Annotated in this window: 11 protein-coding genes; 6 read left to right on the plus strand and 5 right to left on the minus strand. The window is 66.3% G+C overall.

Annotated features, from left to right (window positions below; translation table 11 throughout):
* The first annotated feature begins 109 nt into the window (after positions 1 to 109).
* From POR01S_RS21320 to POR01S_RS21330, 3 genes are all read left to right on the plus strand, one after another.
* Complete coding sequence (locus tag POR01S_RS21320) at positions 110 to 1,756, plus strand: methyl-accepting chemotaxis protein (protein ID WP_255211849.1); 1,647 nt, start codon at positions 110 to 112, stop codon at positions 1,754 to 1,756.
* Positions 1,757 to 1,841: 85 nt separating this feature from the next.
* The gene (locus POR01S_RS21325) at positions 1,842 to 2,645 is read left to right on the plus strand and encodes a glucose 1-dehydrogenase (protein WP_027601332.1); all 804 of its coding nucleotides are present in this window, start codon (positions 1,842 to 1,844) and stop codon (positions 2,643 to 2,645) included.
* Positions 2,638 to 4,467, plus strand: a complete 1,830-nt coding sequence (locus POR01S_RS21330) for a glycoside hydrolase family 15 protein (RefSeq protein WP_042138229.1) — start codon at positions 2,638 to 2,640, stop codon at positions 4,465 to 4,467. Before POR01S_RS21325 ends, POR01S_RS21330 begins: the two co-directional genes overlap by 8 nt.
* A 143-nt stretch (positions 4,468 to 4,610) precedes the next feature.
* Here POR01S_RS21330 and POR01S_RS21335 read toward each other — a convergent pair whose 3' ends face one another.
* The 3 genes from POR01S_RS21335 to POR01S_RS21340 form a co-directional block, all read right to left on the minus strand.
* Entirely contained in the window at positions 4,611 to 4,952 is a 342-nt protein-coding gene (locus tag POR01S_RS21335) for a HepT-like ribonuclease domain-containing protein (protein ID WP_042138231.1), read from the minus strand.
* Positions 4,949 to 5,239 (minus strand): nucleotidyltransferase family protein, encoded by a 291-nt coding sequence (locus tag POR01S_RS23550; RefSeq protein ID WP_074584988.1) that lies wholly within the window; start codon positions 5,237 to 5,239, stop codon positions 4,949 to 4,951. The genes POR01S_RS21335 and POR01S_RS23550 overlap by 4 nt, the downstream gene beginning before the upstream one ends.
* A gap of 73 nt (positions 5,240 to 5,312) precedes the next feature.
* Complete coding sequence (locus POR01S_RS21340; RefSeq protein ID WP_223855407.1) at positions 5,313 to 5,717, minus strand: response regulator; 405 nt, start codon at positions 5,715 to 5,717, stop codon at positions 5,313 to 5,315.
* Between the two features lie 247 nt (positions 5,718 to 5,964).
* Between POR01S_RS21340 and betT the strand changes: the two genes are divergently transcribed.
* Both betT and POR01S_RS21350 read left to right on the plus strand, forming a co-directional pair.
* Complete coding sequence (gene betT / locus POR01S_RS21345; RefSeq protein WP_085982657.1) at positions 5,965 to 7,929, plus strand: choline BCCT transporter BetT; 1,965 nt, start codon at positions 5,965 to 5,967, stop codon at positions 7,927 to 7,929.
* A 130-nt stretch (positions 7,930 to 8,059) separates the two neighbouring features.
* Complete coding sequence (locus POR01S_RS21350) at positions 8,060 to 9,130, plus strand: AbrB family transcriptional regulator (RefSeq protein WP_042138232.1); 1,071 nt, start codon at positions 8,060 to 8,062, stop codon at positions 9,128 to 9,130.
* A 21-nt stretch (positions 9,131 to 9,151) separates the two neighbouring features.
* Here POR01S_RS21350 and POR01S_RS21355 read toward each other — a convergent pair whose 3' ends face one another.
* On the minus strand, positions 9,152 to 9,412 hold the full coding sequence (locus POR01S_RS21355; protein WP_007162574.1) for a hypothetical protein: 261 nt from the start codon (positions 9,410 to 9,412) through the stop codon (positions 9,152 to 9,154).
* 205 nt (positions 9,413 to 9,617) lie between these two features.
* Here POR01S_RS21355 and POR01S_RS21360 point away from each other — a divergent pair, with 205 nt between their 5' ends.
* Positions 9,618 to 11,156: a GGDEF domain-containing protein gene (locus tag POR01S_RS21360; protein WP_042138235.1), complete on the plus strand. Its 1,539-nt coding sequence runs from the start codon at positions 9,618 to 9,620 to the stop codon at positions 11,154 to 11,156.
* A gap of 27 nt (positions 11,157 to 11,183) precedes the next feature.
* On the opposite strand, the gene POR01S_RS21365 is transcribed toward POR01S_RS21360, so the two are convergent.
* The gene (locus tag POR01S_RS21365) at positions 11,184 to 12,203 is read right to left on the minus strand and encodes a GGDEF domain-containing protein (protein WP_042138237.1); all 1,020 of its coding nucleotides are present in this window, start codon (positions 12,201 to 12,203) and stop codon (positions 11,184 to 11,186) included.
* Positions 12,204 to 12,478: the final 275 nt, after the last annotated feature.

The raw sequence follows: 12,478 nt of genomic DNA on the forward strand, positions 1-12,478 counted from the left end.
GGGCCATTCATACCTGGGGGATGACCGCTCGGCCCGAAGTAAACTTATCGCGCAAACCTTTAACGCAAAATGTGATCCATGTCACACACTTTGAAGCGTTGAGGTTTTCATGCGTACCCCTCTTTCCATGGTCGCCCGCCTGGGCCTGGGCTTCGGCCTGATCCTGGTGCTGATGCTGCTGATCACCCTCGTCGGCGTCCAGCGCGTCGGCGTCATCGATGACACCCTGACCGCCGTCAGCCAGGGCGCCAGCGTCAAGCAGCGCTACGCCATCAACTTCCGCGGCAGTGTGCACGACCGCGCCATCGCCATTCGCGATACGGTGCTGATCCACGACGCCGCGCCCCTGACCAGTCGCCTGGCCGACATCGACCGGCTCAAGGCCTTCTATCGCCAGTCCGCCGAGCCCATGGATCAGCTGTTCGCCAGCCAGGGCGCCACGGCCGAGGAACAGCGCCTGCTGGCGGCCATCAAGGACATCGAAGGCACCGCCCTGCCGCTGACCGAGCGCCTGCTGCAGCTGCGCCAGGCCGGCGATCTGGAAGGCGCCCGGGTGTTCCTGCTGGAGCGCGTCTCGCCGGCCTATGTCGAGTGGCTCAAGCGCATCAATGCGCTCATCGATCACGAAGAAGCCATCGCCAGCGGCCACCTGGGCGAGGTCCGCGGCATCGCCGGCGGCTTCCGCTGGCTGATGCTGGTCACCTGCGCCCTCGCCCTGCTGCTGAGCGTCACCGTCTCCATCCTGATCATTCGCCAGATGGGTGCCACCCTGGGCGGCGAACCCCACGCCGTGGCCGCCGCCATCCGCCGGCTGGCCGAGGGCCGCCTGGACGAGCGCCCCGCCACCCGTCATCCGGACAGCGTCATGGGCACCCTGGGCAGCGCCACCGCGCACCTCGGCGAGACCATCGTCCAGGTACGCCATACCGCCAGCTCGGTCGCCGCGGCGGCGGCCCAGCTGCAAGGCACCGCCCAGACCAACCAGCGCCACACCGATGTGCAATCCAACCAGGCCCAGCACATGGCCGCCGCGGTCACCGAGCTGGCCGCCACCATCGGCGAGGTTGCCGGCTACGCGGCCCAGGCCGCCCAGGCCACCGGCAATGCCAGCGCCCAGGTGGACACCGGCAACCGGCTGGTCGCCAGTTCCGGCCAGGCCATCGGCCAGCTGGTGCAGGCCCTGGAACAGGCCAGCGTCACCGTGCAGCAGGTCTCCAGCGACAGCGCCAGCATCGAGAACATCGTCGCCGTCATCAACGGCATCGCCGAGCAGACCAACCTGCTGGCGCTGAACGCCGCCATCGAGGCGGCCCGGGCCGGCGAGCAGGGTCGCGGCTTCGCCGTGGTCGCCGACGAGGTCCGCAACCTGGCCACCCGCACCCAGGAATCGACCCGCGAGATCCGCGCTATGATCGCCACCCTACAGGAAGGTGCAGGGCGTGCCGCGGCGCAGATGGAGGAGAGTCGCGGCCAGGCCCACGAGACCGCCGAACTGACCCAGCGCGCCGTCGCGGCCCTGGCGGCCATCCAGGCGGACGTCGGCTCGGTGAACGCCATGAATGCCCAGATCGCCACCGCTGCGGCCCAGCAGACCGCCGTGGCCGAAGAGGTCAACGAGAACATCAACCGCATCCACGCGGCCACCCTGGAAACCGCCAGCGGTTCGCAGCAGATCGCCGGCGCCAGTCGCCAGCTGGCCGAATTGGCCGAGGACCTGGAGCGCCGCATGAGCCTGTTCCGCACGGCCTCGGCCTGAATATCCGGCAACGCTCGCGGGCTGAACCTAGACGCGCGCGTGACGGTCAGCAGTCAGACACCTTTTCCCGTGCAGGAGTCTGGACATGCAGCTTTCCCTCAACGGCCAGGTCGCCCTGGTCACCGGCGGCAGCTCCGGGATCGGCGCCGCCGTCGCCGAGGCCCTGGCCAAGGCCGGTGCCGCCGTCGCCATCAACTACCACTCCAGCGCCGAACCGGCCGAGGAACTGGCCAAGCGCATCCAGGACGCCGGCGGTCGCGCCATCGCCGTCGGCGGTGACGTCGGTGACGAGGCCGCGGTCCAGGCGCTGTTCGACCGCACCCTGGAAGCCTTCGGCCGCCTGGACATCCTGGTCGCCAACTCCGGCCTGCAAAAGGATGCGGCCGTGGCCGACATGTCGCTCAAGGACTGGAACACGGTGATCAACACCAACCTCACCGGGCAGTTCCTCTGCGCCCGGGCGGCGATCCGGCAGTTCCGCAAGCAAGGTCGCGACGAAAGCATCTCCCGCGCCCTGGGCAAGATCATCCACATGAGCTCGGTCCACGAGGTCATTCCCTGGGCCGGCCACGTCAACTACGCCGCCTCCAAGGGCGGGGTCAATCTGCTGATGCGCAGCCTGGCCCAGGAAGTCGCCGCCGAGGGCATCCGCGTCAACAGCATCGCCCCGGGCGCCATCGCCACCGCCATCAACGAAGAGGTGACCGGTGACGAGGCCAAGGCCCGCGAACTGCTCAAGCTGATCCCCTACAAGCGCGTCGGCCACGTCGACGACGTGGGCAATGTGGCGGTCTTTCTCGCCAGCGACCTGGCCGACTACATCGTCGGCACCACCCTGTTCGTCGACGGCGGCATGTGCCTCTATCCGGGATTCGAAGACAATGGCTGATTCCACCTCCGTGCACGCCCGCCGCAGTATCGGCGCCCACGGTGTCATCGGCGACCTGCGCACCTGCGCCCTGGTCGCCACCGACGGCACCATCGACCACTTCTGCTGGCCGAATCTGGACAGCCCCTCGGTATTCGCCGCCCTGCTCGACTCGGAAAAGGCCGGCTACTTCAGCCTGGCGCCGGTCTGGGAAGACGCCCGCGAGCAGCAGCTCTATCTGCCGGACACCAATATCCTGCAGACCCGCTGGCTGTCGGCGGAAGGCGTCGCCGAGATCACCGATCTGATGCCGGTGTGCAGCAGCGAGGACACCCAGCCGCGCATCGTCCGCCGCGTGCAGGTGGTGGCCGGACGCTGCCGCTTCCGCCTGGTCTGCGCCCCGGCCCACGACTATGCCCGCGCCGAGACCCGCGCCCGCTTGGTGGACGGCGGCGCCCTGTTCGAAGCCGCGGGCCAGCCGACCCTGCGCCTGGCGTCGAGCGTCACCCTGCAGGTGGAAGGCAACGCCGCCCTGGCCGAATTCGAACTGGAACAGGGTGAGCAGCTGGATTTCGTCTTTGGCTGCGAGAAGGACGACAAGGTCGTCGCCGGCCAGAGCGATCTCTGCTTCGAGGACACCCTGACCTACTGGACCTCCTGGGCCGCCAAGAGCCACTACCAGGGGCGCTGGCGCGAGATGGTCACCCGCTCGGCCCTGGCGCTGAAGCTGCTGACCTCCTGCAAGCACGGCTCCATCGCCGCGGCCGCCACCTTCAGCCTACCCGAAGCCCTGGGCGGTGAACGCAACTGGGACTATCGCGCCTCCTGGATCCGCGACGCCTCCTTTACCGTCTATGCCTTCATGCGCCTGGGCTACACCCAGGAAGCCAAGGACTTCACCCACTGGGTGGGCCAGTGCGTGGAAAACAGCCACAGCGCCCCGGAAAAGCTGCAGATCATGTATCGCCTGGACGGTGGCCTGGACCTGCCCGAGGAAACCCTCGACCACCTGGCCGGCTATGCCGACTCGAGTCCGGTGCGCATCGGCAATGAGGCCTACAAGCAGATCCAGCTGGACATCTATGGCGAGCTGATGGACGCCATCTACCTGTCCAACAAGTATGGCGAAGCCATCTCCCACCAGGGCTGGAAGGAGGTGGTGCGGATGATCGACCACGTCTGCGAGCACTGGAACCAGCCCGACGCCGGGATCTGGGAGATGCGCGGCGATCCCGAGCACTTCCTGCATTCGCGGCTGATGTGCTGGGTGGCCATCGACCGCGCGATGCGGCTGTCGGTCAAGCGCTCGTTGCCGATGCCCTACGAACGCTGGTACGCCGCTCGCGCTGCCATCCAAGAAGACATCTGGGACAACTTCTGGAACGCCGAACTGGGTCATTTCACCTCGACCCGCCACGGCAAGAGCCTGGATGCCGCCCTGTTGCTGATGCCGCTGGTGCGCTTCGTCAGCGCCACCGATCCCATGTGGCTGTCCACCCTGGACGCCATCAAGACCAACCTGGCCTACGACGGCATGATCCGCCGCTACAACCCGGCGGACACGCCAGCGGACAACCTCAAGGGCGAAGAAGGCGCCTTCGTCGCCTGCTCCTTCTGGTACGTCGAATGCCTGGCCCGCGCCGGTCGCGTCGACGAAGCCCACCTGGAGTTCGAAAAGCTGCTGGGCTACGCCAACCCCCTGGGTCTCTATGCCGAGGAACTGGACAAGCGCGGCTACCCCCTCGGCAACCTGCCCCAGGCCCTGTCGCACCTGGCGCTGATCAGCACCGCCTTCTTCCTGGATCGCAAGCTGAGCGGCAAGGATCCGCAGTGGCAGCCGTAGGGCGAGCCGATGCGGCCGCCCCTGCGGGTGCAGCCCGATAGCTGATCACAATCCTGCCGGAGCGGATAAAGCCAGAAACCCACTCGGATAGCCCCCTCTCCCCTTGGGAGAGGGTTGGGGTGAGGGCACAGCGTGGTACGAAGCTACCTTCCCGATAACAGACGCAATTGTTCCAGAAGTTCGGGCAGGGCGGTAACGACGGTTTCCCAGACCACATCGAGGTTGATGTCGAAATAACCGTGGGCGATACGATTACGCATGCCTCTCATATTGCGCCACGGGATGTTTGGATGCACCTGGGTGAAGGCTTCGTCCACAGCCATGATCTTGGTTGCCGCTTCGCCGATGATGATCAGGCTCATGACCACCGCTTGCTGTGTCCGGCGGTCTTCGAGGAAGTCTTCCCGAGTGAGACCCTCAATAAAGCCCAGTGCCTCGCTGGCCGCCTGTTGCATATGAGCCAGATAGTCCGCCGTGCGATTCATATCGGTCGTGCCCCCAGCAGAACCTGCGCGCGAAAGGATCCGGGTAAATCGGCGGGGGTCACCAGATCTACCGGAACGCCCAGTAATTCCTCAAGCTCGTCCTGCAACCCTCCCAGGTCGAACAGTGTTGCCCCTGGAAGGGCATCCACCAACAGATCCAAATCGCTGCCGTCCTGATCGGTACCTTCGAGAACTGAACCGAACACTCGCGGATTGGCCACTCGAAAACGTGACGCAACATCCCGTATGACAGCTCGTTTCAGGTCCAGGACAAGAGAAGGTCGCATGGCATGACTCCAGCTAGATCAGTCCCGGAATAGTGGGTCATAGGTCGCGGCTTTACAACCGATCGGGCTACTCTCACGCCACCCGACTCTGCCCCAGCGCCTCGTTGACGCAATTGGCCATGTCGTCGATATGCCAGGGTTTGGGCATGAAGCGGGTGCGGCCGGCGCCGCGGGGCACGGTGAGTCGATCGCCGGAGGTGAGGATCACCGGGATATGGGGCCAGCGCTGGGAGACCAGCTGGGCGAGGGCCTCGCCGTCGAGGCGCCCCGGCATGCGCACGTCGGTGAAGAGCACGTCGATGCGGGCGCCGTTCTGCTCCAGGTAGCTCAAGGCCGCATCGGCGGTCGGCACGGCCACCACCTGCAGGTCCACCAGCGACTCCAGCGCCTCGGTGGCCAGTTCCCGCAGCAACGGCTCGTCCTCTACCAAAAGCAGTAGCGGACGATAGGAGCCGAAGGGAGAAGATGCCTGAGTCATAACCAACAGACTTTGCCAAGGGGTCGCGGTTCTGACCGCTCGGCCTGGTCTCGACCAAAGTCGACCACCGGCATAGGCAAGACCTCTAGACGGCAACTTTCAAGGCTGCGCTGACTCGAAGCGTTCACCTCAGGGGTGGCCTGTGGTATTCTTTTTTAATCGAACGATCAATTAAAAAAGCATTCTTCCCTTTGGCAGTGCGCAAGGAGTCCTCATGAGTGCGACGCCCTCATCCGGCACCGTAAAACTGAATCCCCCCGCCTTCTACTGCGCGGCCGCGGTGATTCTGCTGTTTTCCCTGGCCGTCATCGGCCGTCCCGAGCAGGCCGGCGCCTGGTTGCTGCAGGCGCAGACCTGGGCCGCCAATACGGTCGGCTGGTACTACCTGCTGGCCATGTCGCTCTATCTGGTGTTCGTGGTGGTCACCGCGCTGTCCGGCTACGGCAAGATCAAGCTCGGTGCCGACCACGACCAACCCGAATTCAGCTACCTGTCCTGGGCCGGCATGCTGTTCGCCGCCGGCATCAGCATCACCCTGTTCTTCTTTTGCGTCTCCGAACCCCTGACCCACTTCGCCCAGCCGCCGGCCGGCGAAGGGGGCAATCCGGCAGCCGCGCGCCAGGCCATGCAGATCCTCTTCCTGCACTGGGGCCTGCACGGCTGGGGGGTGTTCGCCCTGGTGGCCATGGCCCTGGCCTACTTCGCCTACCGCCACAATCTGCCGCTGGCCCTGCGCTCGGCGCTCTATCCGCTGATCGGCAAGCGCATCAACGGGCCCATCGGCCACGCCGTGGACGCCTTCGGCATCATCGCCACCATCTTCGGCCTGGGCGCCGACCTCGGTTTCGGCGTGCTGCACCTCAATGCCGGGCTGGACTACCTGTTCGGCATCAGCCACAGCCACTGGGTGCAATTGATCCTCATCGTGCTGATGATGGGCGCGGCCATCGCCGTCGCCGTGTCCGGCGTCGACAAGGGCGTGCGCATCATGTCCGACATCAACATGGTGCTGGCCGTCGCCCTGCTGCTGTTCGTGCTGTTCGCCGGGCCGACCCAGCACCTGCTCAATACCCTGATCCAGAACATCGGCGACTACCTCTCGGCCTTGCCGGGCAAGAGCTTCGACCTCTATGCCTATGACGAGCCCTCCGACTGGCTGGGCGGCTGGACGGTGTTCTACTGGGCCTGGTGGATCGCCTGGGCGCCCTTCGTCGGGCTGTTCATCGCGCGCATCTCGCGCGGCCGCACCATCCGTGAATTCGTCTTTGGCGTGCTGTTCATCCCGCTGGGCTTCACCCTGGCCTGGCTGTCGATCTTCGGCAACAGCGCCCTGGAACTGGTCCTTGGCCAGGGCATGACCGGCCTGGCGCAGACCGCCCTCACCGATCCGGCCATGGCCTTCTACCAGGTGCTGGAGACCTATCCGGCCAGCCGCGTGGTGATCAGCGTCGCCGTGCTGGTGAGCTTCGTCTTCTTCGTCACCTCGGCCGATTCGGGCACCGTGGTGCTCTCGACCCTGTCGTCCAAGGGCGGCGAGGCCGATGAAGACGGTCCCAAGTGGCTGCGGGTGTTCTGGGGCGCGGCCGTGGCCGTGGTCACCGGCGGCCTGCTGTTCGCCGGCAGCATGGATGCCTTGAAGTCGGCGGTGGTGCTGACCTCGCTGCCCTTCTCGGTGGTGGTTTTGCTGATGATGTGGGGCCTGCACAAGGCGCTGCACCTGGAGTCCCAGCGCCAGCGGGCGCGGCTGCACTCCCTCGCGCCGGTGGCGACCAACGGCAAGGCCCGGCATGGCGGCTGGCGCCAGCGGCTGTCCCAGGCGGTGTACTTCCCCTCGCGGGACGAGGTCTATCGCTTCATGGACAGCACCGTGCGCCCGGCCATGGAAGAGATGGTCGAGGTCTCGCGGGAGAAGGGCCTGGTGGTGGAGACCCAGTTCGACTCCACCAACGCCAATCTGCAGCTGACCATCGGCCACGGCGAAGAGCACCCCTTCATCTACCAGGTGATCATGCAGGGCTATTTCACGCCCTCCTTCGCCCGCGCCGGCATCGGCGGCCTGCACCTGAAGAATCGGCGCTACTACCGCGCCGAGGTGCACCTGACCGAGGGCAGCCAGGACTATGACCTGGTGGGCTACAACCGCGAGCAGATCCTCAACGACATGCTCGACCAGTACGAGCGCCACCTGCAGTTCCTGCATCTGGTGCGCTGACAGGGCGGTTTTTTCAGCGACTGAAAGGCCATTGAAAGCCGCAAAGGTCGTATAATCGCCTCCAGGGCCGGCCTTGAACCGGCCCCGGGGTCGGTACGCCGCGCCGGCTCCCCGCCGTCCGGAGACCGCTTTGTCCACCCCCTCTTTCCCCTCGCCCTATCCGCCCCTGGTGCAATGGCTGGCCCTGATCCTCTGCTCCGCCCTGGTCGGCGGCGGACTCAGCTGGCTGCAGGTGCCCGCGGCCCTCTTTCTAGGTCCCATGTTGGTGGCCATCGCCTTTGGCGTCGGCGGCGCCACCATCCGCCTGCCGCGCCGGCTGTTCCAGACCGGCCAGGGCGTGGTGGGCTGCCTGATCGCTCATACCATGACCGCTGCGGTCCTGCTCACCGTCGCCGAGCACTGGCCGGTGATGCTGCTGGCCACTGCCCTGACCGTGTTGCTCAGCCTGCTCACCGGTGCCCTGCTGGTGCGCTTCGGTGGCCTGCCGGGCAGCACCGCCGCCTGGGGCACCACGCCTGGCGCGGCGGCCGCCATGGTGGCCATGGCCGAGGAATACGGCGCCGATCCACGCATCGTCGCCACCATGCAATATGTGCGGGTCGTCTGCGTGGTGCTGATCAGTGCGCTGGTCGGCCGGTTGCTGGGCGCCGAAGGCAGCGGCACCGGCCATCAGGCCACCGTGGTCAGCCTGGACGGCCACTTCGCCGTCAATCTGGCGCTGACCCTGGCGGTGGCCCTGGCCGGCAGCTGGCTGGGCGGTCGGCTGTTTCCCGCCGGCGCCCTGCTGCTGCCCATCGCCCTGGGTACCCTGCTGCAACTCAATGGCTGGCTGGACATCACCCTGCCCCATCTGCTGCTGGCGGCGGCCTATGGCGCCATGGGCTGCTATGTGGGCCTGAGATTCGATCGGGCCACGGTCGCCTATGTCTGGCGCGCCCTGCCCAAGATGATCTTCGCCTCGCTGCTGCTGATTGCGCTCTGCGCCCTGTCGGCGCTGCTGATGGCGCGGCTGATGCACGTGGACTTTCTCACTGCCTACCTGGCGACCAGTCCAGGCGGCCTGGATTCCATGGCCATCATCGCGGTGGATGCCCACGCCGATGTCGGCCTGGTACTGGCCATGCAGGCTTTGCGGCTGATCGGGGTGGTGCTGACCGGGCCGCTACTGGCCCGGCAGCTGGTCAAGCTGGCCCGCACCTGACCCGAGGTGCGGGCCTGGCACTCAAGCCGAGCGGCGGCGCTCGACCTGGGCGGTGATGTTGTAGCCTTCGGCGGCATGGCCGCGCACCACGACCCGGGCATCCGGGTAGAAACCCTTGAGGCGCTGTTCGAAGAGAAAGTAGATCTCCGCGCCGACCCGGATCTCCGCGGGATCGGTCAGGGTCAGGGAGAAATTGCGCACGGGATCAGCGGCATGCTGCGACTCGTTTTCCTCGATGCGCTGCATGGCGTCTTCGACGATCTGTTCGGCGATCTGCGACATCTGTGACCTCCTGGTCGGGGCAGTGACGGGGCGCCGTCCCGGAGACGGCTGTATCGCTAGTGACCACGGCGATGGCGCAGGGATTCGCGCGCTCTGCAAGATTCCGACGAAACTGTAGACTTGTCTGACTTTTATCCCTGTGCGGTGGCGTGAATCGGTCGACTCGCGGTCTCCTGCACACCGAGGACGAGGAAACAGCCCCGCCATGGTCGACGCCGACGACACCCCCCCTCCACCGCGCAATCCGGCCACCCAGCGCCGGGCGCTGTGGCTGCTGGTCTGCGCCGTTGCGGTGATCCTGGCACTGGAATCCTGGCAGGTGTGGCGCAACTACCAGAATGCCTTCGCCAGTGCCCGCAGTGACGTCGGCAACATCGCCGTGGCCGCCGCCCAGCACGCCGATGACGCCATCAAGGAAGCCGATTCGCTGCTGGTCAGCATTCGCGATCGCCTGGAGGATCAACCCTTCGAGCAACTGGACCGCCTGCGGGTGCATCGCCTGCTGGCGCGCCAGGCCGCCCTCCTGCCGCAACTGCACGGGTTGTTCGTCTACGATCGCGACGGCGAATGGCGGGTGACCGACAAGAGCAGCGAGCCGCCCCGAGCCAACAATGCCGATCGCGAATATTTCCAGTTTCACCGGCAGCATCCGGCCGATGTGCTGCACGTCGGCGCGGTGATCGAGAGCCGCAGCACCCACGAGCTGATCATCCCGGTGTCGCGGCGCCTGGAAGACCGCGACGGGCGCTTTGCCGGCGTCCTGCTCGCCACCATCCGCCTGCAGTATTTCGTCGACTACTACGAGCGCTTCAAGCTGGATGCCCGGGGCGCCATCACCCTGGCGCTGGACGACGGCACCCTGATGGTCCGCCGTCCCTATGTGCCCGAGCACGTCGGCACCCCGCTGGCCACTGGCGACCTGTTTCGCCAGTACGTGAACCAGGCGCCCAACGGTACCGCCCTGGTGCGCGCCATGCTCGATGGCCAGGAGCGCCTCTATGCCTTCCAGCACCTGGAGGGCTATCCGCTGGTGGCCCTGGCCGGTATCTCCCGGCGCGACATCCTCGCCGGCTGGCGCCAGGACATGCTGAGATCGGTGACGGTGGTCGGCCTGATCATCCTCGGCATGCTGGTCTTCGGCTTTCGGCTGCTCCGCGAGATCCGCGCCGGGGAGCGGAGCGCGGCAGCCCTGCGCCAGGCCCACGACGAGCTGCACCTGCTGACCCTCAAGGACAGCCTCACCGGGCTGGGCAATCGCCGCCAGTTCGACAACCTGCTGCCGGTGGAGCTGGCGCGCGCGCAGCGCAATGGCCAGCCGCTCAGCCTGCTGATGATCGACATCGATCACTTCAAGGCCTACAACGACCACTATGGCCATCCGGCGGGGGATCGCTGCCTGCAGGCGGTGGCCGGCGTGGTGGCCTCGGCGGCGCGGCGCCCGGGCGACCTGGCGGCGCGCTATGGCGGCGAGGAGATGGTCCTGCTGCTGCCCAATTGCGACGAGCACGGCGCCCAGCGCGTGGCCGCCACGGTGCAGGAACGCCTGCAGGTGCTGGAAGTGACCCATGCCACCAGTCCCTTCGGCCGCATCACCGTCAGTCTCGGCATCGCCGTGCAGCCGCCCAGGCAGACCCCGCCGCCCCAGCCCGCCGACCTGCTGGCCAGCGCCGATGCCGCGCTATACCGGGCCAAGCACCTGGGCCGCAATCGCTCCCATCCGCCGCCGGAGGCGGACGTCAGCTAGAGCCCACTGGGCGCCGGCTAGCCCCCTTCATCCGCAGATCATGCCGCCGCGGTGGTGCACCCGGTCCTTGCCGGCGCGCTTGGCCTGATAGAGCTCGCCATCGGCCTGCTTGAGCAGATCCGAGGGCTGATAGCCCGGGGCGAGGCGCGCCACCCCGGCACTGAAGGAAAAACAGCTGCCGGTGCGGGTGTTGCTGCGGATATCGTCCAGCAGCGCCTGCAGCCGCTGCGCCAGCTGGCGCTCGTCCTCGGGCTTGAGCAGCACACCAAACTCCTCGCCGCCCAGGCGCCCGAAGCGTCCATCGGGGAAATGCCGACCGAGGATGGTCGCAGTTTCCTTGAGCACCTGATCGCCCACGTCGTGGCCGAATCTGTCGTTGATCCGCTTGAAGTCATCGATGTCGAGCATGACGAAATACCAGGATGGCGAGCCATCCCGGCAGACCTGCTCCATGTCCAGCATCAGCGCCCTGCGGTTGCTGATCCCGGTGAGGGCATCGGTTTCCGCCTGCAGCCGATAGCGTTCCTTGAGTTCCAGGGTGCTGGCGACGATGCGTACGAAGGTGGCATTGAGCAGCAGCCCCAGTGCCAGGCTGGCCCCCAGCATCACCCAGAACAGCGGCAGGGCCGCTGCGGTGATGTTGTCCAGTTCGCCATAGAACAGCAGCAGCCAGACCGCGCAGGCGGCGATGCCGTAGTCGAGCACATGGGAAAACAGAATGGTCGAGCCGAGGATGATGACGATGGCCATGGGGATCATCCAGGCATAGCCGGCCTCGCCCATGCCCAGGATCTGGAAGCGGAAGGCCAGGGCCTCGAACAGCACGAACACCAGGGCGAACAGGCGCCAGACGGCAAAGCGCCGGGCGGTGGTCATGGCCAGGCAGGAGCCGATCATGCCGGCGAAGGCCAGCCAGCCCCAGGCCGGCACCCCGGCGGTCAGGAAGGGGTTGATCAGCACGCTGATCAACCAGCCCAGGATGCCGGTGCTCTGCGCCAGCACATTGGGTAGTTGCAGCATCTGGCGAATGTGAGTCTGGTAAGTCATTGCACAACTCGAACGCCAAATTTAGTGGCCAACTGATATCACCTGATGCTATCCCATTCGTGGCCCGTCGTCGGCGGAAAGCGGACTCAAGAAAGACAATAGACGTCTGATCATCGCTTCGCCTTGGACAAGACCGCATAGGACCACGGCCGCACGCGAACCAGGCAAACGGACGGCGGCGAAATGACGCCACCGGTCAGCTCGCCCTGCAAACCGGCTCGCCCGGCCCGCTAAGCTCTTCGCTCGCGGATCTTCGACTAGGCTTGGCAGTGCCC

It is taken from the genome of Pseudomonas oryzihabitans NBRC 102199 (assembly GCF_000730625.1).
Classification (GTDB): domain Bacteria; phylum Pseudomonadota; class Gammaproteobacteria; order Pseudomonadales; family Pseudomonadaceae; genus Chryseomonas; species Chryseomonas oryzihabitans.

What these genes read in the sequence shown, in the direction of transcription:
- POR01S_RS21355 (WP_007162574.1), bottom strand. Translation starts at nt 9,412, where the DNA reads ATGTCGCAGATCGCCGAACAGATCGTCGAAGACGCCATGCAGCGCATC.
- POR01S_RS21365 (WP_042138237.1), bottom strand. Translation starts at nt 12,203, where the DNA reads ATGACTTACCAGACTCACATTCGCCAGATGCTGCAACTACCCAATGTG.
- POR01S_RS21325 (WP_027601332.1), top strand. Translation starts at nt 1,842, where the DNA reads ATGCAGCTTTCCCTCAACGGCCAGGTCGCCCTGGTCACCGGCGGCAGC.
- POR01S_RS21320 (WP_255211849.1), top strand. Translation starts at nt 110, where the DNA reads ATGCGTACCCCTCTTTCCATGGTCGCCCGCCTGGGCCTGGGCTTCGGC.
- POR01S_RS21335 (WP_042138231.1), bottom strand. Translation starts at nt 4,952, where the DNA reads ATGAATCGCACGGCGGACTATCTGGCTCATATGCAACAGGCGGCCAGC.
- POR01S_RS23550 (WP_074584988.1), bottom strand. Translation starts at nt 5,239, where the DNA reads ATGCGACCTTCTCTTGTCCTGGACCTGAAACGAGCTGTCATACGGGAT.
- POR01S_RS21360 (WP_042138235.1), top strand. Translation starts at nt 9,618, where the DNA reads ATGGTCGACGCCGACGACACCCCCCCTCCACCGCGCAATCCGGCCACC.
- POR01S_RS21340 (WP_223855407.1), bottom strand. Translation starts at nt 5,717, where the DNA reads ATGACTCAGGCATCTTCTCCCTTCGGCTCCTATCGTCCGCTACTGCTT.
- POR01S_RS21330 (WP_042138229.1), top strand. Translation starts at nt 2,638, where the DNA reads ATGGCTGATTCCACCTCCGTGCACGCCCGCCGCAGTATCGGCGCCCAC.